The organism is Mesorhizobium sp. BHscii (genome assembly GCF_053848065.1).
In genome coordinates this window covers 1-22,640 of the sequence record NZ_JBSPKW010000002.1, presented here as the reverse complement: position 1 = coordinate 22,640, position 22,640 = coordinate 1, and the positions used below count along the sequence as shown (strand labels likewise).

Below are 22,640 nucleotides of genomic sequence, written 5' to 3'. Positions count from 1 at the left end.
AAGAAGATAGAGCCCCATCCCGATTCCATCGAGATGGAATAGGCTCTAGGCAATAGCGTCCGCGCCAAGCTCCAGAATCTCCAGATCGGAAGGCGGGATGGCCGGGCCGGTCAGGCCACGTCGCGTCAGCCTGATCCGCCAATTGTCCTTATCGCCATCGATCTCCAACAGATTATATTGCGCCGCCGGACGCCTGCCGCCTGGCGCCTGCCCTGCGGCGGCGACGCCGACCACCGGAATTTTGGCGCCGCGCCCTTTGATGGAGAACAGCGTCGGCTCGTGCGAATGGCCGTGCAGCACAAGCTCGGCCCCGTGCCGCTGAACGACCTTGTGGAAGCGGGCAATGCCGAACAGCCGCTTGGGCTGCGAAACGGCGCCGCGCACTGGCGGATGGTGGATCATGATCACCCGGAACAGTCCGAGCTTGGCCGTAGCATCGAGCACTTCGCGCAGCCTTTCCGCCTGGTCTTCCAGAAAGAAGCCGTTGGCCATGAACGGAGCCGTGGCCCGCGCCGTCGTCACACCGATCAGCGCGACGTTGCGACGCACGCGCAGATACGGAAAGGCGTCGCGATCGATCGGCGTATTGATGCCGTCGCCGGTCATCCATGCCGTCCACGACCGGCAGGCCTTGTCGAAGGCGCCAGGCACATAGGCGTCGTGGTTTCCTGGAACAACCGACACATCATCGGGAGAACCCAGCGTCTCCAGCCAGTGCTTGCCCATCTCGATCTCGCCGTCGAGCGCCAGATTGACCAGATCACCGGTGACAGCAAGGTGATCCGGTGCGCTTGCCTTGATATCGGCGACGATCGTGTCGATGACGGCATCGCGCATGTGGCGGCGGCGATTGCGCTGCCAGTTGACGTAACCGACCACCCGCTTGGAGGCGAGATCGCGATAGGTTACACCGGGAAGCGGTCCCAGATGGATATCGGAAATATGCGCGAGCCTGAACATCCCCTCTTCATAAGCGACGCGCGCGCTGCTTTCCACCCACGGTTTCGTGGGTGATGACGCAGCCCGATCTGGAACAAGTTTTCCGCCAGGCCGGCTGGCCGGGTCTCAGGGCAAGGCTGTTTCATCTGTATTTCGTGCTGCGGCGGCCGATGACGCTCGGGGTGCGCGGCTTGATCCACGACCGCACGTCCAATTCCGTGTTCCTCATTCGCCACACCTATGTACCGGGCTGGCAGCTTCCCGGCGGTGGCGTCGAGCTGGGCGAGACGATGATCGAGGCGCTGGCGCGCGAGCTCTCCGAGGAGGGCAATATTGCATTGACCGCGCCGCCGGTGCTGAAATCGATGCATTTCAACCGTCGGGCCAGCCGCCGCGACCATGTCGGGCTCTATTTGGTCGAGCAGTTCAATCAGACGGCGCCGAAGCTGCCGGACCGCGAGATCGCCGCAGCCGGTTTCTTTCCTCTCGACCGCCTGCCGGAGGCAACGACGCCGGCCACACTGCGACGGGTTGCCGAGATTTTTGGCGGCGCGGCGGCGTCGCCCTACTGGTAGGTCACGCCGCCTTCCTGAACCGATTGCGATCATGCGGCGCCGCGTAGTCCAGTTCCGGCCCGACCGGCACGATGTGCGTCGGGTTGATCGTTTCATGGCTGCCGTAATAGTGCGCCTTGATGTGGTGCAGGCTCACCGTGCCTGCGACCCCTGGGACCTGATAGAGGTCGCGCAGATAGTTCGACAGGTTCGGATAGTCGGCGATGCGGCGCAGGTTGCACTTGAAATGGCCGACATAGACCGGATCGAAGCGGACCAGCGTGGTGAACAGCCGCCAATCGGCCTCGGTGATGCGGTCACCGACGAGATAACGCCGGCGGGATAGGCGATCCTCGAGTTGATCGAGCGCCGAGAACAGTTCGCCAAACGCTTTTTCATAGGCCGTTTGCGTGGTGGCGAAGCCGGCGCGATAGACGCCGTTGTTGACTGAGGGATAGACCAGCGCATTGACCGCGTCGATTTCGCCGCGCAGTGCTTTCGGATAGAAATCGAGGCTGGCATCGCCCCATTTGTCGAAGACTGAATTGAGCATCCGGATGATCTCTGAGGACTCATTGGAGACGATTGTTTGTTCTCGCCTGTCCCACAGAACCGGGACCGTCACGCGGCCGGAATAGGCGTGATCGGCCTTGGTGTAGATCTGATGCAGGAAATCGAAATCGTAGAGCGTGTCGCCGGTGGCGCCGTCCTCGGCCAGGAAGGTCCAGCCGTTGGCGCCCATGAAATGATGGACGACCGAGACGGAAATCACGTCCTCGAGTTTCTTCAATGCTCGAATGATCAGCGTCCGGTGCGCCCAGGGACAGGCAAGCGAGACATAGAGGTGGTAGCGGCCCGGCTCGGCCTTGAAGCCGCGCTTGCGGCCTTCGGCCGGCGTACCGTCAACCGTGACCCAGTCGCGCCATTGCGACTGCGCCCGCACGAACTCGCCGTCGCTGCCCTTGGTGTCGTACCCGCTGTCCTGCCATTTGCCGCCGACCAACAATCCCATGCGATGTCCTTTCGTCTTCGTAGGATGTAGGCACAAACCGACAATGCGGAAATCGCCAGGCGTTGAACAGTTCGTCAATCGCCAGGGCGGCAACCGAAGGGCGGCAAGCAAACGGCCGATTGCAGTGGCTGAAGATTGGTGCTAGCGGAAAATCCGCATGTTCGACTTCGCTTTGATCCGGTTCGACCGACGACGAAAGGGCGCCCGCGCTTGATGAAGCGCTGACTGGCGAACGCTGCCGTTTGCAGCAAACCTTTTCCCGTGTACCGGACGCAAAGACCATGAGCCTTGCCGACGTGAAATACCTGCCGGAAAATCCGGCGCATGACCCCGAAATCGAAGCCATAAACGACGAAGCCTTCGGGCCGGGCCGTTTCGTGCTGGGCGCCTACAAGATCCGTGAGGGCGGCCCGCACGAACGCGCCCTGTCCTTCGTGGCCGTCGATGGCGATATCGTTGTCGCTTCGGTGCGCATGACGCGCATCGCGGCCGGCGCCGGTCGCGCGCTGATGCTCGGACCGCTTGCCGTGCGGCCGGCCTTCAAGAATCTCGGTATCGGCCGCCGGCTCGTTGCAATCGCGCTGGAGGCCGCCGCCAAGGCCGGCACGCCGGCCGTGATGCTTGTCGGCGACGAGCCCTATTACGGCCCTCTCGGCTTCAAGAGAATCCCGCGTGGGCAAATCTCCATGCCGCGCCCGGTCGATCTCGACCGGCTTTTGTCGCACGAGATCGTGCCGGGCGCGGTGGCAAGGCTGGTGGGGGAGGTTTGCCACGCCGATCAGGCAAGGATTGCCGCGAACGTCGCCGCGATGGCGTGACCGTCCGGATGCGGTTGCGCCGTCCTGTCGGGCTTCGTAGCATGTGGCCGATGGTGCATGTCGCCCAAAAGTGCGCAGCGGTTTTGGGGTAACGACATGCATAAAAACAGAGATTTAAAGCGCGTCGATTGAATCCGTTTCAACGCGACGCGCTTTAGATAACGTGAGCGCTTTAGGTGGGGGACGCCGACATGAACCCGAACGGCCAGATTGCGATCGTCACCGGCGGCGGCTCCGGCCTCGGCGAAGCGACGGCACGTGCACTGGCCGCGAAGGGCGCGGACGTTGCCATCCTCGACCTCGGCATCGAGCGTGCGGCGAAGATTGCGGCCGATATCGGCGGCATCGCCATCCAATGCGACGTAAGCAGCGCCGACGGCGGTGCTGCTTCAGTGGCGGAAGTGGTAAAAAAGTTCGGCGAACCCCGTATCCTGGTCAATTGCGCCGGCATCGCCATCGGCATGAAAACGATCGGCAAGGACGGCCCGCACCCGCTCGATCAGTACCGCAAGGTGATCGAGGTCAATTTGATCGGCACCTTCAACATGATCCGCCTCGTCGCCGACCGGGCCGCGAAACTTGAGCCGCTGGAGGGCGGCGAGCGCGGCGTCATCGTCAACACGGCATCGGTCGCCGCCTATGACGGTCAAATTGGCCAAGCGGCCTACTCAGCCTCCAAGGGCGGCGTCGTCGGCATGACGCTGCCGGTGGCGCGCGACCTTGCCCGGTCGGGCATTCGCGTCTGCACCATCGCGCCCGGCATCTTCAAGACACCGATGATGGCCGGCATGCCGCAAGAGGTGCAGGATTCGCTTGGCGCTGCGGTACCCTTCCCGTCCCGTCTCGGCGAGCCTTCCGAATATGCAGCCCTTGTGCTGCACATCATCGAAAACCAGATGCTCAACGGCGAGACCATCCGCCTCGATGGCGCCATCCGCATGGCGCCGAAGTAGCCGTCCATGAGTGCCTAAGTCGCCCCGCAGGCGAAGACCGGCCCGCTCGCCGGCCTGACGGTGATCGAGATGGCCGGGATTGGACCGGTGCCGTTAGCCGGCCTGATGCTGTCGGAGATGGGAGCCGAGGTGCTGCGCATCAAGCGGGCTGGGTCGACCCGGCCGTTTCTGACGCTACCGGATGAATACGACATCGACCGTCACGGCCGCTCCATCCTGCGGATTGACCTGAAGCACTGGGAAGGCGCCGAACTGGTGCTGCGCCTTGCCGAAAAGGCCGACAAGCTGATCGAAGGGTTTCGTCCCGATGTCATGGAGCAGCTTGGTCTTGGGCCGGACGCGGTACTGGCACGCAACTCGGCGCTGATCTACGGCCGCACGACGGGATTCGGCCAGAACGGACCGCTATCGGATCGTGCCGGCCACGACATCACCTACCTCGCCTATTCGGGTGTGCTGCACGCCATCGGCCAGGAAGGAGGCCGGCCAGTCCCACCGCTCAACCTCGTCGCCGACTATGGCGGCGCCGCCGTGATGCTGGTTGCCGGGCGCACTGGCCGCCCTGTTTGAGCGTTCGCGCTCCGGCAGGGGCCAGGTGATCGACGCCGCGATGACCGAGGGCGCTTCGATGCTGACGACACCTGTGCACGCCTTGATGGCAGCGGGCCTGTGGAGTGATATGCGCGGCGCGAACCTGCTCGATTCCGACGCGTCCTTCTACGAGACCTATGGGACGGCGGGCGCACGCCACGCCGCCGTCGGCTGCCTTGAACCCCTGTTCTTCGTCGAATTCGCAAGACTGCTGCCGTTCGACGAACGTTTTGTACGCGGCCAATACGACAGGACATTGTGGCCGCAGATGCGCGCCGCCATTGTCGATCGAGTGGGGCAGAAGACACGGGACGACTGGGACCGCCTCTTTGCTGCGACCGATTCTTGTGTTGCACCGGTTCTGTCCCTGCGGGAAGCCAGGGATCATCCCCACAATCGCGCTCGCAACGCCTTTGTGACGTCGGGTCCGCTTTAGCGCCCCGCACCGGCGCCGCGTTTTTCGCGCTCCCGGCCGACGGTTGCCGCTATGCCGGCCGATCACGATTGTCATGCGGCGACCGTGCTGGCACGCTTCGGCCTTCCCGAAATCGAAACTGAAGCCCTTGTCAAATCCGGTGTGATAGGTTGATAACCAGAGACTAAACATCAGCTTAAGACGGTGTGGATTTTGGCCGACCGAAGGAAGGACGTGATCCGCGAGACCGACGCCGAAGCGATCAGGCTGGCAAAGACGCTGATCCGCAGTGCCCGTTTCGGCGCGCTGGCGGTGATCGAACCCGGGACCGGTTCGCCGCTGGCCAGCAGGGTTGGCGTCGCCACCGATCTCGACGGCACGCCGCTGATCCTTGTATCGATGCTGTCCGCCCATACCGGCGCGATCCTTGCCGAACCGCGCTGTTCGCTGCTTGTCGGCGAGCCCGGCAAGGGCGACCCGCTGGCGCACCCGCGGTTGACGCTCGTCTGTCGGGCAGCACGGCTTGAGCGTGGATCCAGCGAGCACGCCCGCGCCGACCGGCGCTATCTCAACCGCAACCCCAAGGCGAAGCTCTATGCCGGTCTTGGCGACTTCTCGATCTTCCGCCTCGAGCCAGAGCGCGCCAGTCTCAACGGCGGCTTTGGCAAGGCCTACCTGCTCGAACGCGCCGATCTGGTCACGACCGGACCGATCGTCGAAGAGCTTGCCGCTGGCGAACAATCCGCCCTCGACCACATGAATGCCGACCATAGCGACGCAATCGCCGTCTACGCGCGCCACTTCGCCAAGGCGGTGGGCGACGGCTGGGTCGTCACCGGCTTCGACGCCGACGGCATGGACCTGGCGCTGGGCGACGATGTCTGCCGGGTGTTCTTTCCCGAGCCATTGAGGACGGCGCGCGAGCTTAGGCATGTTCTGGTCGACATGGCAAAAACCGGCCGAGTGGCGGATTAAACACAGTCCGCCAGTTAATCGCGTCGGGCCGAAAGCAAGTCTTGAGGTTTGAGCGAGATGTTCTACGCTTTCCCGGTAGCGTTGAATCGCCAGCGCACATTCGCGAGTGAGCCTATGGAATCAGACGCTATTGCCCCCATAGCGCCGGATGAGCAGGAAGGCATGGGGGATCGATGGTCTCGAAAAAGCTAATTGCCAATGCCGAATCAGCGGCTGCGTTTCTGACGCTGATGGGCAACGAGAAACGACTGTTGATCATGAACTATCTGGCCGACGGTGAAATGTCGGTCGGCGCTATCGCCGAGAAGGTTCTGCTCAGCCAATCCGCCCTGTCACAGCATCTGGCCAAACTGCGGGCGCTAGATCTCGTCGAGACCCGGCGCGACCGGCAGATGATCTACTATTCCTGTAAATCCGATGCCGTGCGCGAACTTCTCAACACGCTGGACGGGATTTTCGGCGAGGGTGAGCTATCGCAGATGGCATACCGCCCGCGTCGCTCCGGGACGTAACCGGCCAATGCATGTCGCCCAAAAGCCTGCCCTTGGGCTTTGACCGAGGGTGCGAAGCGGTTTTGGGATAACGATATCCATAAATGCAAGAACTGGCCCGGGCACCCTTACCTCGATAACGATTCTAAGAGCGACTTGCGTCCAGTTGGACGCAGAAAGTACGCTCTAACACTTTGGATCCACGCGTCGTGCTGTCGGAAAGCTCACCACGATCGGGCCGATGCGAGTCAGCAGAGGCAAGCATGCGCCCCATTCGTATCGACGACCCGCAAGACCCGCGCGTCGCCGCTTATCTCGACATCCGCGAGCGCGATCTTGCCGGCCGGCAGGGCCGTTTCGTTGCCGAAGGAAAGGTGGTGCTCGAAATGCTGCTCGGGGCCAAACGCTTTGCGGCCGAATCGCTGCTGGTACTCGAAAGTCGGCTGGCAGGCCTCGACGGAACTCTGCGCAAAGCACCCGTGGACCTTCCGGTCTACGTGGCGGCCAGCGAGGTCATGGACAGGATTGCCGGCTTTCACATGCATCGCGGCATATTGGCGATTGGCCGCAAAGGCGCGGCGCAGCCTGCAGAGGCCTTGCTGGATACCCTGCCCGCCCGGGCGTTGATCGTCGTGCTGGTCGGCATCGCCAACCATGACAATATGGGCTCGATCTTTCGCAACGCCGCCGCCTTCCGCGCCGATGCCGTGTTTCTAGACTCGACCTGCTGCGATCCGCTGTACCGCAAGGCGATCCGCGTTTCGGTCGGCGCCGCGCTGAAAGTTCCCTTCGCCTCCTTCACTGAGACCATCGGCTTCACCACAGCGCTCGACCGGCTGGGCTTCGGCCAGTTCGCTTTGTCGCCGCGCGGGCGAACCGGCATCCGCGATGCGAAAAGGACTGAACGGCTGGCGCTCTATCTCGGCACCGAAGGCGAAGGCCTGCCCGAAAGCCTGCTCGCCCGTCTGCGGACGGTGCGGATCGATATGGCAGAAGGCTTCGACAGCCTGAATGTCGCCGCCGCGTCAGCCATCGCCTTACATCATTTTTCGGCAAGCAGCACCTGAGCCGCAGAAGACAGCATCACTGCCTGGGTTCAATGCGTCGATTCGGCCTTCTGCAGCGCCCGCACGCGATCGGCAAGGCTGCGTTCGCCGCTTCCCGGTTGGTTGGGTGCCGCAAGAACCTTTGCGATCGGCGACTCCGGCCCGTCGAGCTTCGCCGTCAGGGCGACGACTTGCGCCGCCAGGTCGCTCATCTGCTCACGCAATGCAGCGCTGGCGCGGCGCGCATCGTCGCCGTCTTCGGATTTGGATGCCTCGAAGGCGGCAAGCTCCGTTTTCAGTTTCTTGTTCTCGCGGGCCAATTCCGTCAGCCTCGCCTCCAACCGCTCTTGGTCGCTGTCGAGCTTGGCGATGGCGTTTTGGATGTCGTCGTCGTCCTTGACGGCCGCATCGCCCTGACTACCTTGCACTCCGACGAGACGCACCGCCGAGGCGTTTTCCACGCTTTCGCTTTTCGACTTTTGGCGAAGCCGCGCGATTTCCTTTTCGCGGCGGTCAAGCTTGGCCTCGCAATCGGCAAGCGTGGCGAGCAGGCGCTCGACCTTCTTGTCCAGTTCGCCGGTCCTTTTCTTCTCGGCCTTCAACGCGTCTCGTGCGGCCTTGCTCTCGGCCGCGCTCTCCTGTTGGCGCCTGTCCGCCTCCTTGCGCTGGCCACGCAGCACCGAAATGTCGTCGGCCAGCTTTTGCAGTTCGGACTCGCGCGCCACAAGTTCGATCTGACGGCTGCTGGAAGAAAAGCTGGCGTCGTCATACATATGCTCCAGTTTTTTCAGCTCGAGCACACGCTTTTCCAGGGCATGTTCGGTTTGAGCAAGCCGATCCGACAAAAGCTGCAGCTGGTCTTCGCGCTGTCGAAGGTCTTCGCCCTTGGCCTCGAGTTCGGAAAGGGCCTGTTTCTTGTCCTTCCGCTCGAGCGCCAGCTCCTTCAGGGCCTCGCGGCCGCGGCTGATCTCGACAAGCTGTTCGGCCGCCTTTTCGCGCAACGACTTGACGCTCATTTCGAGCCGGCGCGTCGACATGGCGAACTCGGCGCGGATGCGATCCTTCTCCGCCTGAATCTCGGCCAGCGTCAGCGGCATCGAGCCCTCGACGCGTTTGCGCGTCAGCATCACGGCCCGCCGCCAGATGGCCGGGGCAATCATCAGCGCCACAAAGCCGGCGCAGAGAAAGCCGAGGACAAAGAACAGGACCGACTGAACCAAGGTGACTATCCGTTATGGACCGTTAGGGACTGTGCCACGTTCGCATGACGGAATTCCAGTGCTGCGGCAAGGGTCTGCCGCAGCAATGTTCAAGTCTTCGACCCTGGAACCAATCGGGATGACGAGGCAACCGCCCGCTCAGAACGGATTCCAGGTGGCACGCTGGGTAAGCTTGAGATAACCGAGATTGACGCCAAGCCGGGCGCCGACGCCGGTACGTATCGGCACCAACAGCACATTGTTGTTCTTCATCACGTTGAAGCCGACGCCAGCCACGAGATAGGCGGAGCCGGCAACGCCGCCGAAACGATTGTAGAGGCTGTTCACATCGTCGAGATTGTAGACCAGCATCATCACCCGCGAGCCCTCGCCGCCAAAATCCCAGCCGAGCGACGGGCCCTGCCAGAACACTTTGTGATCGCCGGCATTCTTGGTGTAGAGCGTGCCTTCGCCATAGGTCAGGCCACCGATCAGCGCGCCCGAGCCCTCCTCGCCAAGTAAATAGCCATTAGGCAGGCCGTAGGAGGCGAAAATCTTCTCGACGACGGTGGCAAGCCCGCCCGATGTTGCGCCGAAGAATTTATGCCCGGAATCGACGATCTCCTGAGCGGTGTATTCCTGGGCCCGCGAAGGCGAGGTTGAAAAGACGACGACAAGGCCCATCAGAGCGATCGCCATTGAGGTGACACGGGAAAAACTCCGGTCAGAGATGACACGGGAACCCCGGTCAGAGATGACACGGGAAACCCGGTCAGAGACGACACGGAGAAAACTCCGGTCGGTGATGACACGGAAAAAGCTCCGGTCGTAGTATCGGGAAAACATGCTTCCAATCTCCGTCAGGGAGCACTTTCGCCGACGCCTCGCATCCGTGCGGCTCTTTGGCGGCCGCTAAGGATGACTGTTATGGGCAAACTATGCCGTAATCCTTTTTCAACCATTAAGCTTTCACATGAAGATGGCGGTTAGAAGGCTGGTTTCGAGCCGGTTTCGCGTCGCCCGCGCAGTATCCGCACCCTGCGTGAACACACCATTTTCGATAACGGCAATTCCGGATTTGTTGCTGCACGCTCAGGCGCTGTGTATTCAGTAGGCCTTGGGAGAGAGCGTGATTCGTGTGGACAGGCGTGACCATTGATCGCCCGGCCATTTTTAGTGAAATTTTGCAGGGACTTTCGCCGATGGCCGAGCTTTTCACCCTTTCCGCACCCGATCTCGCTGCGCTTTTGTGCAGCCGGGTCTGCCACGACATCATTTCGCCGGTCGGCGCCATAAACAACGGGCTTGAGCTGCTCGACGAAGGCGGCGCCGACGAAGACGCCATGAAATTGATTCGCCAGAGCGCCAGAAACGCTTCGGCCCGCCTGCAATTCGCCCGCATCGCCTTCGGCGCAGCCGGTTCTGCCGGCATGATGATCGACACGGGGGACGCCGAGGCCGTTGCGATCGCCTTTTTGAAGAACGAAAAGCCGGAACTGGTCTGGAACGGAACCCGTGCGCTGCTGCCCAAGAACAAGGTGAAGCTCCTGCTCAACCTAATTCTCGTCGCCAACGCCGCCATTCCGCGTGGCGGTAAGCTTGCGGTTACGCTTGAAAACCTCGACACAGAACCACGCTTTGCGCTCGCCGCGAGCGGTCCGATGCTGCGCGTGCCGCCCAAATTCCTGGAACTCCATTCCGGCAACAAGCCTGAAGAACCGATCGACGCGCATTCGGTGCAGCCCTACTACACGCTGCTTCTGGCGCGCGAGGCGAACATGACGATATCGATACACGCAACCGCAGAAGAAATCGTGCTATCGGCCGCTTGAAGTTACTAAGGCGAGAATAGACAACTATTTTTAGACAATGTTTTACGCCTTCACGGATGAATGAAATGAACCTTCCAGGCTAGTTCGACCGAAGCATCGTCAAGAAGTTTCCGTAAAAGCTGGTCTTGCAAAAATTTTATCTATTGGCTTTTCAGCTTCTTTACCGGATTGATCCTACCGTGCCTTTCAGTACCGCGACGCTGCCGGATTGCCGCATGGCACAGAGGGCCCGGAAATGAAACGCTGCATGTTCATCGACGATTCGAGCGTCATCAGGAAGGTCGCAAAGCGCATCCTGGGTGGTTCCGACATGCTGGTCATCGAAGCTGCGCGCGGTTTTGACGCGGTCGAGATGTGCACTGCTGACATGCCGGATATCATCGTCGTCGACGGCGCCTTGCCGGACATGCAGGCGGAGGACGTCATTCGCCGCGTACGCGCCATCGAAAGTCCGATACAGCCCCAGATCCTGATTTCGCTGGTTGAGGTCGACGTCGCTTCGATCATGCGAGCAAAGCGCGCCGGCGCTCAAGGCTATCTGCTGAAGCCATTCAATCGGCCGCAACTTCTCGAGTGCTTCCGCACCCTGAGAATTGCAGCCTGATTCGCCGACCCCTGGCACATGGCCCCGGAGGTCGGCGCTCTAATGTCTGCGCTACGATCGCAAAAGTCCGGCCGAAGCTGGATTTTTGTCGGAAAATCGATCGGATCGGCGTCGTCAGCTCAGGCGCTGACGCGGATATCTTCCGGCTCGCGCAGCACATAGCCGCGACCCCAAACCGTCTCGATGTAGTTCTGGCCGCCGGAAGCGGCGTCGAGCTTCTTGCGCAGCTTGCAGATGAAGACGTCGATGATCTTCAGTTCCGGTTCGTCCATGCCGCCGTAAAGGTGGTTGAGGAACATTTCCTTCGTGAGCGTAGTGCCCTTGCGCAGCGAGAGCAGCTCCAGCATCTGGTATTCCTTGCCGGTCAGATGCACGCGCTGCCCACCGACCTCAACGGTCTTGGCATCGAGATTGACCACTAGGTCGCCGGTGGTGATCACCGACTGGGCATGGCCCTTGGAACGCCGCACGATGGCGTGGATGCGGGCAACCAGTTCGTCCTTGTGGAACGGCTTGGTCATATAGTCGTCTGCGCCGAAGCCGAGGCCACGTACCTTGTCCTCGATGCCGGCCATGCCGGAGAGGATAAGGATCGGGGTCTTCACCTTGGAAAGGCGAAGTGTTCTCAAGACCTCGTATCCCGACATGTCGGGCAGATTGAGATCGAGAAGGATGATGTCGTAGTCGTAGAGCTTGCCTAGATCGACACCTTCTTCGCCAAGATCGGTCGTGTAGACATTGAAACTTTCCGATTTCAGCATCAGCTCGATGCTTTGTGCGGTCGCACTGTCATCTTCTATCAGCAGAACACGCATTTCATTCCCCTTTTCTGCTGCCGGACCATTTCACGACCCGTCCAGGACCGGAGCAGTGATTGCCTGAGCAGAGGCTGCCATCGAATGGTTAACAAAACCTAATTCCGTGCCGTTGACGGTATCAGATTTTTTAACCCCTTTCTACACCTTGTTGAATCTAATAGTGAATCACAGAACCAAAACGCTAATGCAAAACATTAATCAGTCAGGCTAAGTGACTCCAGAGACTCGCTGGCCGTGCTTCCGCATCGAGAGCCGGAATTTTTACCCGGCCTTAAGTCCTGAGCCGTATGATTAACAATGCCCGTAAACGAATGGTTACCGCCGGCAAAAAACTTTAGGATTTTGTTTCCCATAGTTCCGGTAAAGTCGGTGGAGACGGGTGAAGCCTGAGTTTGCCAGGTGGATTGGACGATATGTGCAGGTGTGCGTTTCCAGGAGTACCGAATCATGAAGTCACGTGAAAACCTCGTTCGGCTGAAGCAGTTTCAGGTGAACGAGAAGCGGCGGCAATTGCTGCAACTCGACATGATGATCGCCGAATTCGAGCGCATGGCTGTCGAACTGGAGCTTCAGATCACTGCCGAAGAAAAGAAAGCCGGCATCACCGACATCAACCATTTTGCCTATCCGACCTTCGCCAAGGCAGCGCGCCTGCGCCGCGACAATCTCAGAAATTCGCAAAGCGACCTCGCCCAGCAGCGAAGCATTGCCGAATCACTGCTCGGCGAAGCCGAAGCGGAGCTTTCCAAAGCGGAAATGCTCGAATCACGCGACACCAAGATTCGCGACGCCGAGACCGGCGGCCGCAGCGCCATGATCGGCTGAAAGCAAGGCTTTAAGGCCAGTCAACACCCAGCGATCAGGGCGTTGCTCATCTGGAACGTCGCCGCTCATCGGTCGAGCAGCCGCCAGTTTCAGGCCTATGCCACCAAATCCCCTTCATATTCCGCGACCGGCCGCATCCGGGCATCCCTAATGTCGGGCGTATGCGGTTCCGACCAGGGCCTTATCTGATTGAGCAGCCCATCAGGTTCTGGCCGAGTTCGGCGCGTCGAGCGGATGTCCAGCGGGCCCGACCGCGCAGGCCTTATGGAACTTGTCAAGGTCGATGCGAAAGAGCTTGCCGCCTAATGTGGCAAAGACCTGCTCGATGACGCAGGCGCAATCCATACCTTTCCCGCCGCCATGCCGATCGGCAATATGGTGCTGACGGTCTGAAGCAGAGAGAGCCGTTGCGGCAAAGCAAAAAAGGGCGCGGATTGTCGCGCCTTTGACTTACTTGGACCAGCCCTAATGCCGATATTGCTGGATGCGCGTCGTGCGCAGCCCGGCAAGGCCATATTCGTCTATCGACGCTTGCCAGGACAGGAATTCCTCGGTGGTCAGCTTATAGCGCTGGCATGCCTCTTCGAGGCTCAAAAGCCCGCCGCGCACCGCCGCCACCACTTCGGCCTTGCGCCGGATAACCCAGCGACGTGTGTTCGTCGGCGGCAGATCGGCAATCGTAAGGGGGCTGCCGTCGGGCCCGATAACATATTTGACGCGCGGCCTAACAAGATCGGTCATCGTACTCTCTACTAAAAACTCAAGACCCAATCCCCACCACATTACCGCCACAGCTTTAAAAATTGCCTAAGCGAACCCTAATAGCTAGGTAAGGATCATGAACGGCGCGTTAGTCTTTTCGTCGGCATTTGAGGCATCTGCCCGCAAGCGCCGTATCCATTAGAAAAAATCGGCCGGCTCGCGAAGCTGGCGCACCCGGAAAGCTTGACCTATATTCCGGCCATTGGCATTCAAGCGCTGTCATCCAGGGCGCCGTGCAGAACGAAAGAACCATGAACAGCCTCGACCTTCCCGGACGCCCCGAAGATACCCGCATCGTTGTTGCCATGTCGGGCGGCGTCGATTCGTCGGTCGTTGCCGGCCTTTTGAAGCATGAAGGCTATGACGTCGTCGGCGTCACGCTGCAGCTCTACGACCACGGCGCGGCAACGCACCGGGCCGGCTCATGCTGCGCCGGCCAGGATATCGACGATGCTCGCCGCGTCTCCGAGACGCTCGGCATTCCGCACTATGTGCTCAATTACGAGGAGCGCTTCCGCAAGGCGGTGATCGATCCCTTCGCCGAGAGTTATGTGGCCGGCGAAACCCCGATCCCTTGCGTTTCCTGCAACCAGACGGTGAAATTCGCCGACCTTCTGGCGACCGCCAAGGAGCTCGGTGCCGACGCGCTGGCCACCGGCCATTACATCCGCTCTGGAGCCAACGGCGCCCATCGCGCACTGTACCGGCCTGTCGACGCGGACCGCGACCAGAGCTATTTCCTTTTCGCCACCACGCAGGCGCAGATCGACTATCTGCGCTTTCCGCTCGGCGGCCTGTCGAAGCCGCAGGTTCGCGCCATCGCCGAGGAAATGGGGCTAACGGTCGCCGCTAAGCAGGACAGCCAGGACATCTGCTTCGTCCCGCAGGGCAAATATTCCGACATCATCGCCAAGCTGAAGCCGACTGCTGCCAATCCGGGCGACATCGTCCATATCGACGGCCGCGTGCTCGGCCGCCATGAAGGCATTTTGCGCTACACGATCGGTCAGCGCCGCGGCATCGGCATCGCGTCGGGCGAGCCGCTCTACGTCGTCCATCTCGACGCCGACCGGGCCCGCGTCGTCGTTGGTCCGCGCGAGGCGCTGGAGACGCATAAGATCTATTTGCGCGACATGAACTGGCTGGGCGACGCTGCACTGTCAGATATCCCGACGGCTGGGCTGGAGCTTTTCGCCAAGGTCCGCTCGACACGCCCGCCGCGCCCGGCCGTGCTGCATCACAACGCCGGGATCACTTCGGTTGAACTGGTCGACGGCGAGTCCGGCATCGCGCCCGGCCAGGCCTGCGTGCTCTATTCCGACGACGGCAACGAAGCCCGCGTGTTCGGCGGCGGCTTCATCGAGCGTTCCGAGCGTGGCGCCGAGGCCGAGGCGATGCTGACGCGGCTGGCAGCCCGCCCGGCGCAGATTCCCGCCGAATAGACAAAGATCCCGATTTTATCGGGATGGATCAGGCTCTGATACAGCCGCATTTTTCTCTCAGGAAGACGATCCGGTGTGGATAACCGTGCCAGCGGTCAGGATACGCAGCACCCTGATGGCTTCCTCGCCGCTGGTACGCGGTTCTGCCCGCGTCTCGATGCACTGGAGGAAATGCTCGAGCTCTCGCGTCAGCGGCATGCCCTCGCCCACCGCCACATAGGACGGCTCGTTGGTGGTGAAGGCCCATTGGCCGCTGTCTTGCCACACCGCGTGGCGGTAGACGGCGAGCTTGCGCTCCCACGGCTCGACATCGTCGAACACCGCCATCGCCTTGGTGCCGACCACGGTCAGCCGCCGCTCGCGGTAAGGGTTGAGCCGCGACGCGAAGAGATGGCTGCGCAGACCATTGGGAAAGCGCATGTGCAAATGCGCGAAATCGCTGAGATTGTCGAGGAGCGCTGCCCCCTCGCCACGCACCTCGATCGGTTCCGTGCCGGTGATGGCCAGGATCATCGACAGATCGTGCGGCGCAAGGTCCCACAGCGCATCGTTCTCGGTATGAAACTTGCCGAGCCCGAGGCGGTGCGAATGGATATAGCGGACCTCGCCGAGCTCGCCACTGTCGATCAGCGCCTTCAACGTCTCGAAGGCTGGATGAAAGCGCAGCACATGGCCGACCATGAAGACGCGGCCATTGTCGGCCGCCGCCTTCACCGAGCGCTCGGCATCCGCCACCGTCAGCGCGATCGGCTTTTCCACCAGCACGTCCTTGCCGCCCCGGACTGCGCGCACCGCCATATCGGCGTGGAACTGCGGCGGCAGCGCCATTACGATGGCATCGACGTCGCTGCGGACAAACAGCGCCTCCGGCTCGATCGCCAGGCAATCCTGCTCACTGGCGAAGCCTTCGGCGCGGGCAGGATTGACGTCCGAGACCGCGTGCAGCGCGCCGAGCGCCTTGAGGGTGCGGATGTGGTTGCTGCCCCAGTATCCGCAACCGAGGACTGCAATGCGCGGTTTCATCAATTCCAACTCTAGAATTTCGTGGCCGAGACATAGCGGCGGGCCCCGCCGAACTCAACCCCGGCATTTCTGTGCGCAATTATCTGCCCGGCAAAGCTTTTCGGCCATCAGAGCGACGCGTGTCCGATTGGGACGCACAAGTACGCGTCTCAAGACCGTAAACCTTCGCATCGCGCTTTCCGAAAATCGATTCCGGTTTTCGGAAGCACGATGCGATAGAATGTGCCGCATGCCGGCTGCATCGATGCTTGACAGGCCTGGCGTCCCAACCTTATATCCGCCCGACCTTGGCGAACGCTTCGAAATGCCTTCTGATTTAAGGCGGATTTCGGACCTTCGCCGCCCTGGCGGGGTAGCTCAGTTGGTTAGAGCACGGGAATCATAATCCTGGGGTCGGGGGTTCAAGTCCCTCTCCCGCTACCAAAAAACTAATAAGTTATTGAAATTACTTTGGTAGTGCCTAGTACAATTTTACCCGACGATTCCAATGTTGTGGGTGACCCGATCCAACGCTTTTCCGCTGCTGCGCATTGCCCCGCAGATACCTGGATGGCGATGATTTTAGAAGCTCGTGATGGTGTCCTGCCTGTTCGTTGGCCTAGGCCCGATAGCACTCAGTAACGGTCGACGTCGATGACGGCATCGGCAAAGGCTCCCGGAGCTTCCTGCGGCAGATTGTGTCCGACGCCGCCGCTGATGACCCTGTGCGAATATCTGCCCGAGAATTTCTTGGCGTAGGAACTGGCGTCCGGGTGTGGTGCGCCATTGGCGTCGCCTTCGAGCGTAATGGCGGGTACGGTAATGACCGGCCCTAGGGCGAGCCGCTTTTCCAGGTTTTCGTGTTTCGGCTCGCCTTCGGCCAGCCCGAGCCGCCAGCGGTAGTTGTGGATCACGATGCTGACATGGTCCGAATTGTCGAAGGCCACGGCGCTGCGCTCGAAGGTGGCATCATCGAAATTCCACTTTGGCGAAGCGAGCTGCCAGATCAGCCTGGCGAAATCGCGCGTATATTTCTCATAGCCGGCGCGGCCGCGATCCGTGGCGAAGTAAAACTGGTACCACCATTGCAACTCCGCCTTCGGCGGCAGCGGCCCCATGCCGACTTGCTGATTGCCAATGAGGTAGCCGCTCACCGAGACTATCGCCTTGCAGCGTTCAGGCCAAAGCGCGGCGACGACGTTCGCCGTCCGGGCGCCCCAGTCGCAACCGGCGATCGTGGCCCTTTCGATTCCTAGCGCATCCATCAGGGAGATTGTATCTGTGGCGAGCACCGACTGCTGGCCGTTGCGCATCGTCTCATCCGAAAGGAAACGGGTCGTGCCGTAGCCGCGCAGGTACGGCACAATCACGCGGTGCCCCTTTGAGGCAAGCAGGGGCGCGACGTCGACGTAGGTGTGAATATCGTAGGGCCAGCCGTGAAGCAGGAGGACGGGCGCGCCGTCGGCCGGCCCTAGCTCCGCATATCCGACGCTTAGCGCGCCGGCATTGACCTGCCTGAGCGAGCCGAATGATTTCTGCGCCGCCTGCGTCGCAGACGCTGTTGCCTGGTTCGTCCAACTGGCTGCTGCCTTTGCCGGCGCGCTCAAGCCGAACTCGGTGGCGGCGGCAAACGTCATTGCCGCGGCGCCAACAATGCGTCGGCGACTATGGTCGATCGTCTCGGGAGCCTTGCTCGTATCCATGGTGAAGCCTTTGTGATTGCGATGACCGACAAGGAGGAACAATCACTCCCGCCTGCTCTTGCCGTTATTGATAGCCGATCCCGCCAATGTAGTTGGCAAGCAGCCGCTCCTGGAGCTCCTCTTGCTCGAAGAGCGCCTTCATTGCATCGCGGATATCGAGAATGCCAAGCGGTTTCGAGCCAGCCCCGAGAACCGGGACATTCTGAAGTCGTTGTGCGACCATGGTCTGCCAGACTGAATGCACATCGTCACTGGGACCGCAGGAGACGATGGATCGGCTCATCAATGTCGATACGAGCGCTTCTGCCGATCCCGAATTCGCCACATGACGCACGAGGTCGGATTTGCTCAACACACCTGCCGCCTCCCCACTGCCGTGGCACACGACGACCAGACCTATGGCTGGATCGGAAAGTGAGAGCGCTGCATTCCGCAGTGTGGCGTCGACGTCGATCACCATGAGACGAACAGATGTTACTGTATGCAGACTGCCAACGCGCATGACGTCCTCCTAAGAGCGCCTCCCGGCCGTAGCCGAAGGATAGGCGATATGACAGAACCACCGGGTCATCCGTTGCTTCATTCCAAGGCGCGGGAATTTCACCGACGACCTTTGCAATCTCGGCGATGGAAATGAGGTTGTATTGTAAGCCGACGACATCGAGGCAGATGCCGGCGGTCCACAGCGCCACCTCAGCTTCCTTGTAGAGGCCAATTTGGCATTTGCATTCTCCTTCGTGGCCCGTCGTTGGCCTTGTAGGCGTTCGCCGACGTCGGCCGACAACGCGACGTGGTGTCGAACGCCTGCGACCGCTTCCGCAGCGGCCGGAGTGCGGCCGGAGGTCTCCAGGACCTCCAGCGTTGTCCCTCCCTCAAATAACGACCAGTTCGCCAGGTCGCGGACGAGCTGCGCGTAAGCACAGCCCGCCTGTTCGGAAGAAGTTTCACGCCTTGGCGGCTGTGGCCCTAGTGGCCGTCCGTGCGCCATTTGTATCCCAGCGTGCGTCCCGTGTCGGCGCCAGCGAACGAGTTCGATGGCGCAGTGGTTCGGCTCGACCGTCCGAGACATCAGCCGACAGAACCAGCACTCAGGCCATCGCTCGGCAATGCGAGCGCACAACGTTTGGCCTCGCGGGCCGCCTGACATGCGGTTCAACGCGCGCGAAAAATTGCCAGAGATGGTCATCGGGAGCTCCAAGGAATTGCGGATGACGCCGCCGTGGGTTGAGGCAGCATCATCCCCTGATGAAGGCGAGCAGGTCAGCGTTGACTTGATCCTGGTGCGTGGCGGTGATGCCGTGCGGCGCCCCTGGGTAATAGATATCCCTGGCATCCTTGATCAGCCGCGCCGACTTGACTGCCGAGTCCTTGACGGGGACGATCTGGTCGTCCTCGCCGTGCAGGACCAGGGTCGGCACGTCGAACTTCTTGAGATCCTCGGTGAAGTCGGTCTCGGAGAACGCCTTGATGCATTCATAGGCGTTCAAGAGACCGGCCTGCATGCTCCACAGCCAAAACTGATCCAGCGTTCCTTGCGAAACCTTGGCACCCGGCCTGTTTGCGCCATAAAATGTTGGCGCCAGGTCTCGGTAGAATTGCGAGCGGTCCCTGACGAGTGCGCTCCGCATGCCGTCAAACACTTCCTGAGGCAGGCCTTCCGGATTGGCCGGCGTCTTCAGCATGATCGGCGGAACGGCGGCGATAAGAACGGCCTTGGCGACCCGCTTCGTCCCGTGGCGTCCGATATAGCGAGCGACCTCGCCTCCTCCGGTGGAATGGCCGACCAGCGTGGCGCCCTGAAGATCCAGCGCCTCGATCACCGCTGCGAGATCGTCGGCATAGCCATTCATGTCATTGCCAGACGGGGCCTGGCTGGACCGGCCATGGCCGCGTCGGTCGTGCGCAACCACGCGGAAGCCGTTCTGCGCCAGAAAAAGCATCTGGCCGTCCCAGGCATCGGAACTCAGCGGCCAGCCATGCGAGAATGTTACAATAGGGCCCTTGCCCCAGTCCTTGTAGTAGATTTCCGTGCCGTCCTTGGTCGTGATGGAGCTCATCGTCTTAGTTCCTTTGCTTGATTGAGAGGTGGGAAGGTTTTGCTTTCGGCTTGTGGCCGAAGCAGCGAGAGGCAGCCCGGCTGCTGCAACTGCGCTTAAGCCGGCCAACAAGACATCGCGGCGAGATCCGCCAACGCAGAAAAGTCCATCCTTCTTCATCGCATCCATCCATGATGTGCGGCTTTGAACATCCGGCTCACCATCACGACCATCGATCGACCTGCGCGATCGCATTCGGGGGGGGGACGGGCGAAGGAGCGGTCTAAACTCGACGGTCGTGATGGCTTGCGAAGAAGGATGCGCCGATCCGGGCCGCGAACCTATTCTACGGAAGGATCTGTCATGCGATGCCAAGGTGCAGGACAGGCACGCCAGGCGTGGGGCGTAGCTGAGGCAGGCCTACTTCTTACCGACGCACGTCAGCTTAGCCTCGGATCGGGAGAGGACCGAACGCGGCACGGCAGGCGCAGTTGCATAATAGCGGATGGTGGGCTGGCTAGCCTCGCGCAAATCTTCCGAGCAATGGCCGGGCACACACCCCAAAGAGCGCCTCAATGATAGCCAGTTTCGGCGCAGATCTGCCGCGAGACACCCAATAGGACCCTCTGCCGAGTGCTGAAGCTTGACAACTCCAGTCTCCTCGGTCCGGTCCGAATGGACAACCTGCTAAAAGCTCACATTTAAGTCGCGTCGGGCTCGCGCATCGGCGCGGGCAGAGTTTCCCATGCCCGGATCAGCTCGCCGATGGAAGCGGCCTCCATCTTTCGCATGACATTGCCGCGATGCAGCTTGACCGTTACTTCACTGATGCCGAGGTCGAAGGCGATCTGCTTGTTGAGGCGTCCGCGCGCCACTTCATGCAGAACCTCGCGCTCGCGTGGCGTCAGGGTCTCGACTCGCTCAATGTTGCGCTTGACGACCACTGCCTGAGCCCGCCGCTCGGCATCCATCGCGATGCCCGCGATCACAGCGTCAAGCAGCGTCTGGTCTCGCACCGGCTTGGTGAGAAAGTCCACGGCGCCAGCCTTCATCGCCTGGACAGTCATCGGAATGTCGCCATGGCCGGTCAGGAAGATGATGGGCTTGGGGTTTCCGTTTTTCGCTAGATGATGCTGCAGATCGAGACCGCTCGTCCCCGGCATGCGCACGTCGAGGATCAGGCAGCCGGGGCTGTCCAGTATGTTGCCGTCGAGCAATTCGCGGGTCGAGGTAAAGCAGACCGGCAGAAACCCCGCCGACAGGATCAATTCGGACAGCGCCTCTCGAACAGACGCATCGTCATCGACAATGATGACGAGCGGCTGCGCCGATTCACTCCTCCGCTGCTGTGACAACGGCGCCGATTTCCGTAAGAGCGGCTGGTCAACTCTCATGTTTGTCCTCGGTTTCTTGGTTGCGTAAAGCGTCGCCAACGGCAGCAAGCAGGGCCTGGCCATCAAAAGGCTTGCGGAAAAACCCGCTGATGCCCTTCGCGCGGTACTGATCCGCTATTTCGTGACGGCCGGTGATCAGGAACACCGGCAGTTCCGGACGCGCCTTCTTCGCCAGGTCACGAAGCTCAAAGCCGTCCGTGCCAGGCATCCCAATGTCGGTGATGAGCACGTCCACGCCCGACAGCCCGTCGATGAGTAGCGATCCCGCCGACGAGAAGCTGCGAACCACATAGCCCGCGGACTCCAGAAGGTCCTCGAGCGACTCAAGCAGCCTTGGATCGTCATCGACAACTGCCACGACAGGTTTTCGCTTAGTCACGTTCAGTTCCCTCCCGCTCGGCGCGAGTGAGTGATCGGTATCTCCAGTCTCTCCGCGATACGCACGAGATCGGCGAGCGACGCCGCCGCCATTTTCTGCATCACATTCCTTCTATGGATTTGCAGCGTGACCTCGCTGATCCCCAGCTCTGCAGCGGCCTGCTTGTTGAGAAGCCCACTCACCACCAGCGGCAGCACCTCACGTTCGCGCGGCGTCAGGTCAAGATAGCGTTGCCGCAACACACCAAGTTCGGCGCGCTCTGATCGCTTTTTCCGATCCTGGGCGATCGCCGCCTGGATTGCTGCCATAAGGTCCGCATCACTGAAAGGCTTGGTAAGGAAATCCACGGCGCCATGCTTGATCGCGCGCACTGAGGATGGGATGTCGCCATGTCCCGTTATGAAAACGATCGGCGGATGATCGCCCTCCGCGATCTGCCTCTGCAGATCAAGGCCGTTAATATCCGGCAACTCGACATCGAGGATGAGGCACGCCGGGGCGTCCGGCTTGTCCGCGCTGACATAGTCGCCGGCCGATCCAAACGCGATGGCGCGCAGGCCGTGTGAAGCCAGGAGTTCGTTGAGGGCTTCCCGAATGCGTTCATCGTCATCCACGATGAAGATAATATGATCGTCCATCGTCATGACGCCGCTTTCGCTTCAACGGGTAACGTGAAGATGAACGTCGCTCCATGCGGCTCGTTCTCCATCCACAATCGCCCGCCGTGAGACTCGATGATCGAGCGGCAGATCGCCAGCCCCATGCCCATGCCCTGCTGTTTCGTGGTAAAGAACGGCTCGAATATCCTGTCCGGAAACTCGACGCCCGAGCCGCGATCGCTGATCTCCGT

The 22,640-nt window shown here is 61.0% G+C and carries 26 protein-coding genes and 1 tRNA gene; 13 read left to right on the top strand and 14 right to left on the bottom strand.

The window, feature by feature from the left end:
• Window positions 1–45: 45 nt before the first annotated feature.
• The gene (locus ACWTU7_RS02860; protein WP_455838012.1) at window positions 46–960 is read right to left on the bottom strand and encodes a metallophosphoesterase family protein; all 915 of its coding nucleotides are present in this window, start codon (window positions 958–960) and stop codon (window positions 46–48) included.
• Window positions 961–1,013: 53 nt separating this feature from the next.
• Here ACWTU7_RS02860 and ACWTU7_RS02855 point away from each other — a divergent pair, with 53 nt between their 5' ends.
• A complete protein-coding gene (locus ACWTU7_RS02855; RefSeq protein ID WP_287092283.1) occupies window positions 1,014–1,514 on the top strand; it encodes an NUDIX domain-containing protein in 501 nt (166 codons plus the stop codon).
• A gap of 1 nt (window position 1,515) precedes the next feature.
• On the opposite strand, the gene ACWTU7_RS02850 is transcribed toward ACWTU7_RS02855, so the two are convergent.
• The gene (locus ACWTU7_RS02850) at window positions 1,516–2,505 is read right to left on the bottom strand and encodes a glutathione S-transferase family protein (protein WP_455837973.1); all 990 of its coding nucleotides are present in this window, start codon (window positions 2,503–2,505) and stop codon (window positions 1,516–1,518) included.
• A gap of 281 nt (window positions 2,506–2,786) precedes the next feature.
• Here ACWTU7_RS02850 and ACWTU7_RS02845 point away from each other — a divergent pair, with 281 nt between their 5' ends.
• The 7 genes from ACWTU7_RS02845 to ACWTU7_RS02815 all read left to right on the top strand — a co-directional run bounded on the left by ACWTU7_RS02845 (window position 2,787) and on the right by ACWTU7_RS02815 (window position 7,815).
• Window positions 2,787–3,323 (top strand): GNAT family N-acetyltransferase, encoded by a 537-nt coding sequence (locus ACWTU7_RS02845; protein ID WP_127316792.1) that lies wholly within the window; start codon window positions 2,787–2,789, stop codon window positions 3,321–3,323.
• A 191-nt stretch (window positions 3,324–3,514) separates the two neighbouring features.
• Window positions 3,515–4,276: a 3-hydroxyacyl-CoA dehydrogenase gene (locus ACWTU7_RS02840; protein ID WP_455837974.1), complete on the top strand. Its 762-nt coding sequence runs from the start codon at window positions 3,515–3,517 to the stop codon at window positions 4,274–4,276.
• A gap of 69 nt (window positions 4,277–4,345) precedes the next feature.
• The gene (locus ACWTU7_RS02835) at window positions 4,346–4,846 is read left to right on the top strand and encodes a CoA transferase (protein WP_455837975.1); all 501 of its coding nucleotides are present in this window, start codon (window positions 4,346–4,348) and stop codon (window positions 4,844–4,846) included.
• Window positions 4,847–4,871: 25 nt separating this feature from the next.
• Complete coding sequence (locus ACWTU7_RS02830) at window positions 4,872–5,303, top strand: CoA transferase (protein ID WP_455837976.1); 432 nt, start codon at window positions 4,872–4,874, stop codon at window positions 5,301–5,303.
• 192 nt (window positions 5,304–5,495) lie between these two features.
• Window positions 5,496–6,257: a HugZ family pyridoxamine 5'-phosphate oxidase gene (locus ACWTU7_RS02825; protein WP_455837977.1), complete on the top strand. Its 762-nt coding sequence runs from the start codon at window positions 5,496–5,498 to the stop codon at window positions 6,255–6,257.
• A gap of 173 nt (window positions 6,258–6,430) precedes the next feature.
• Complete coding sequence (locus tag ACWTU7_RS02820) at window positions 6,431–6,769, top strand: ArsR/SmtB family transcription factor (RefSeq protein ID WP_065011891.1); 339 nt, start codon at window positions 6,431–6,433, stop codon at window positions 6,767–6,769.
• Window positions 6,770–7,011: 242 nt separating this feature from the next.
• Entirely contained in the window at window positions 7,012–7,815 is an 804-nt protein-coding gene (locus tag ACWTU7_RS02815) for a TrmH family RNA methyltransferase (RefSeq protein WP_455837978.1), read from the top strand.
• A gap of 29 nt (window positions 7,816–7,844) precedes the next feature.
• Here ACWTU7_RS02815 and ACWTU7_RS02810 read toward each other — a convergent pair whose 3' ends face one another.
• Complete coding sequence (locus ACWTU7_RS02810; RefSeq protein ID WP_455837979.1) at window positions 7,845–9,014, bottom strand: hypothetical protein; 1,170 nt, start codon at window positions 9,012–9,014, stop codon at window positions 7,845–7,847.
• 138 nt (window positions 9,015–9,152) lie between these two features.
• Entirely contained in the window at window positions 9,153–9,692 is a 540-nt protein-coding gene (locus tag ACWTU7_RS02805) for a DUF1134 domain-containing protein (protein WP_051694969.1), read from the bottom strand.
• Window positions 9,693–10,195: 503 nt separating this feature from the next.
• On the opposite strand from ACWTU7_RS02805, the gene chpT reads away from it, so the two are divergent.
• Both chpT and ACWTU7_RS02795 read left to right on the top strand, forming a co-directional pair.
• Window positions 10,196–10,825 carry a histidine phosphotransferase ChpT gene (gene chpT, locus ACWTU7_RS02800; RefSeq protein ID WP_455837980.1) on the top strand — a complete coding sequence of 210 codons (630 nt, stop codon included), beginning with the start codon at window positions 10,196–10,198 and terminating at the stop codon, window positions 10,823–10,825.
• Between the two features lie 235 nt (window positions 10,826–11,060).
• Window positions 11,061–11,429, top strand: coding sequence for a response regulator (locus ACWTU7_RS02795; RefSeq protein ID WP_065011886.1), 369 nt, complete (start codon window positions 11,061–11,063; stop codon window positions 11,427–11,429).
• Window positions 11,430–11,548: 119 nt separating this feature from the next.
• On the opposite strand, the gene ctrA is transcribed toward ACWTU7_RS02795, so the two are convergent.
• Entirely contained in the window at window positions 11,549–12,244 is a 696-nt protein-coding gene (gene ctrA / locus ACWTU7_RS02790; protein ID WP_006203583.1) for a response regulator transcription factor CtrA, read from the bottom strand.
• 450 nt (window positions 12,245–12,694) lie between these two features.
• Between ctrA and ACWTU7_RS02785 the strand changes: the two genes are divergently transcribed.
• Window positions 12,695–13,072, top strand: coding sequence for a flagellar export protein FliJ (locus tag ACWTU7_RS02785; RefSeq protein ID WP_292190762.1), 378 nt, complete (start codon window positions 12,695–12,697; stop codon window positions 13,070–13,072).
• 465 nt (window positions 13,073–13,537) lie between these two features.
• Here ACWTU7_RS02785 and sciP read toward each other — a convergent pair whose 3' ends face one another.
• Window positions 13,538–13,813 (bottom strand): CtrA inhibitor SciP, encoded by a 276-nt coding sequence (sciP, locus tag ACWTU7_RS02780; RefSeq protein WP_006203587.1) that lies wholly within the window; start codon window positions 13,811–13,813, stop codon window positions 13,538–13,540.
• Between the two features lie 272 nt (window positions 13,814–14,085).
• On the opposite strand from sciP, the gene mnmA reads away from it, so the two are divergent.
• Window positions 14,086–15,276 carry a tRNA 2-thiouridine(34) synthase MnmA gene (gene mnmA, locus ACWTU7_RS02775; RefSeq protein ID WP_065012039.1) on the top strand — a complete coding sequence of 397 codons (1,191 nt, stop codon included), beginning with the start codon at window positions 14,086–14,088 and terminating at the stop codon, window positions 15,274–15,276.
• A 57-nt stretch (window positions 15,277–15,333) separates the two neighbouring features.
• On the opposite strand, the gene ACWTU7_RS02770 is transcribed toward mnmA, so the two are convergent.
• On the bottom strand, window positions 15,334–16,299 hold the full coding sequence (locus tag ACWTU7_RS02770; protein WP_029349781.1) for a Gfo/Idh/MocA family protein: 966 nt from the start codon (window positions 16,297–16,299) through the stop codon (window positions 15,334–15,336).
• Window positions 16,300–16,645: 346 nt separating this feature from the next.
• On the opposite strand from ACWTU7_RS02770, the gene ACWTU7_RS02765 reads away from it, so the two are divergent.
• Window positions 16,646–16,722: transfer RNA gene (locus tag ACWTU7_RS02765), tRNA-Met, on the top strand.
• Between the two features lie 191 nt (window positions 16,723–16,913).
• Here ACWTU7_RS02765 and ACWTU7_RS02760 read toward each other — a convergent pair.
• From ACWTU7_RS02760 to ACWTU7_RS02730, 7 genes are all read right to left on the bottom strand, one after another.
• A complete protein-coding gene (locus tag ACWTU7_RS02760) occupies window positions 16,914–17,981 on the bottom strand; it encodes an alpha/beta fold hydrolase (RefSeq protein ID WP_455837981.1) in 1,068 nt (355 codons plus the stop codon).
• 64 nt (window positions 17,982–18,045) lie between these two features.
• Entirely contained in the window at window positions 18,046–18,483 is a 438-nt protein-coding gene (locus tag ACWTU7_RS02755) for a CBS domain-containing protein (protein ID WP_455837982.1), read from the bottom strand.
• Window positions 18,484–19,216: 733 nt separating this feature from the next.
• Window positions 19,217–20,197 carry an alpha/beta fold hydrolase gene (locus ACWTU7_RS02750; protein ID WP_455837983.1) on the bottom strand — a complete coding sequence of 327 codons (981 nt, stop codon included), beginning with the start codon at window positions 20,195–20,197 and terminating at the stop codon, window positions 19,217–19,219.
• Window positions 20,198–20,718: 521 nt separating this feature from the next.
• Window positions 20,719–21,411: a response regulator transcription factor gene (locus ACWTU7_RS02745; protein WP_455838013.1), complete on the bottom strand. Its 693-nt coding sequence runs from the start codon at window positions 21,409–21,411 to the stop codon at window positions 20,719–20,721.
• The gene (locus ACWTU7_RS02740) at window positions 21,401–21,790 is read right to left on the bottom strand and encodes a response regulator (protein ID WP_455837984.1); all 390 of its coding nucleotides are present in this window, start codon (window positions 21,788–21,790) and stop codon (window positions 21,401–21,403) included. Before ACWTU7_RS02740 ends, ACWTU7_RS02745 begins: the two co-directional genes overlap by 11 nt.
• A 2-nt stretch (window positions 21,791–21,792) precedes the next feature.
• Entirely contained in the window at window positions 21,793–22,434 is a 642-nt protein-coding gene (locus ACWTU7_RS02735; RefSeq protein ID WP_455837985.1) for a response regulator transcription factor, read from the bottom strand.
• Window positions 22,431–22,640, bottom strand: a 210-nt coding sequence (locus tag ACWTU7_RS02730) for a sensor histidine kinase (protein ID WP_455846491.1), incomplete at its 5' end; no start/stop codon positions are given. The genes ACWTU7_RS02730 and ACWTU7_RS02735, both read right to left, overlap by 4 nt.

What these genes read in the sequence shown, in the direction of transcription:
- ACWTU7_RS02820 (WP_065011891.1), top strand. Translation starts at nt 6,431, where the DNA reads ATGGTCTCGAAAAAGCTAATTGCCAATGCCGAATCAGCGGCTGCGTTT.
- ACWTU7_RS02850 (WP_455837973.1), bottom strand. Translation starts at nt 2,505, where the DNA reads ATGGGATTGTTGGTCGGCGGCAAATGGCAGGACAGCGGGTACGACACC.
- ctrA (WP_006203583.1), bottom strand. Translation starts at nt 12,244, where the DNA reads ATGCGTGTTCTGCTGATAGAAGATGACAGTGCGACCGCACAAAGCATC.
- mnmA (WP_065012039.1), top strand. Translation starts at nt 14,086, where the DNA reads ATGAACAGCCTCGACCTTCCCGGACGCCCCGAAGATACCCGCATCGTT.
- ACWTU7_RS02785 (WP_292190762.1), top strand. Translation starts at nt 12,695, where the DNA reads ATGAAGTCACGTGAAAACCTCGTTCGGCTGAAGCAGTTTCAGGTGAAC.
- ACWTU7_RS02750 (WP_455837983.1), bottom strand. Translation starts at nt 20,197, where the DNA reads ATGAAGAAGGATGGACTTTTCTGCGTTGGCGGATCTCGCCGCGATGTC.
- ACWTU7_RS02770 (WP_029349781.1), bottom strand. Translation starts at nt 16,299, where the DNA reads ATGAAACCGCGCATTGCAGTCCTCGGTTGCGGATACTGGGGCAGCAAC.
- ACWTU7_RS02795 (WP_065011886.1), top strand. Translation starts at nt 11,061, where the DNA reads ATGAAACGCTGCATGTTCATCGACGATTCGAGCGTCATCAGGAAGGTC.
- chpT (WP_455837980.1), top strand. Translation starts at nt 10,196, where the DNA reads ATGGCCGAGCTTTTCACCCTTTCCGCACCCGATCTCGCTGCGCTTTTG.
- sciP (WP_006203587.1), bottom strand. Translation starts at nt 13,813, where the DNA reads ATGACCGATCTTGTTAGGCCGCGCGTCAAATATGTTATCGGGCCCGAC.
- ACWTU7_RS02755 (WP_455837982.1), bottom strand. Translation starts at nt 18,483, where the DNA reads ATGCGCGTTGGCAGTCTGCATACAGTAACATCTGTTCGTCTCATGGTG.
- ACWTU7_RS02845 (WP_127316792.1), top strand. Translation starts at nt 2,787, where the DNA reads ATGAGCCTTGCCGACGTGAAATACCTGCCGGAAAATCCGGCGCATGAC.
- ACWTU7_RS02855 (WP_287092283.1), top strand. Translation starts at nt 1,014, where the DNA reads ATGACGCAGCCCGATCTGGAACAAGTTTTCCGCCAGGCCGGCTGGCCG.
- ACWTU7_RS02760 (WP_455837981.1), bottom strand. Translation starts at nt 17,981, where the DNA reads ATGGATACGAGCAAGGCTCCCGAGACGATCGACCATAGTCGCCGACGC.
- ACWTU7_RS02860 (WP_455838012.1), bottom strand. Translation starts at nt 960, where the DNA reads ATGTTCAGGCTCGCGCATATTTCCGATATCCATCTGGGACCGCTTCCC.
- ACWTU7_RS02840 (WP_455837974.1), top strand. Translation starts at nt 3,515, where the DNA reads ATGAACCCGAACGGCCAGATTGCGATCGTCACCGGCGGCGGCTCCGGC.
- ACWTU7_RS02815 (WP_455837978.1), top strand. Translation starts at nt 7,012, where the DNA reads ATGCGCCCCATTCGTATCGACGACCCGCAAGACCCGCGCGTCGCCGCT.
- ACWTU7_RS02745 (WP_455838013.1), bottom strand. Translation starts at nt 21,411, where the DNA reads ATGAGAGTTGACCAGCCGCTCTTACGGAAATCGGCGCCGTTGTCACAG.
- ACWTU7_RS02735 (WP_455837985.1), bottom strand. Translation starts at nt 22,434, where the DNA reads ATGACGATGGACGATCATATTATCTTCATCGTGGATGACGATGAACGC.
- ACWTU7_RS02805 (WP_051694969.1), bottom strand. Translation starts at nt 9,692, where the DNA reads ATGGCGATCGCTCTGATGGGCCTTGTCGTCGTCTTTTCAACCTCGCCT.
- ACWTU7_RS02835 (WP_455837975.1), top strand. Translation starts at nt 4,346, where the DNA reads ATGGCCGGGATTGGACCGGTGCCGTTAGCCGGCCTGATGCTGTCGGAG.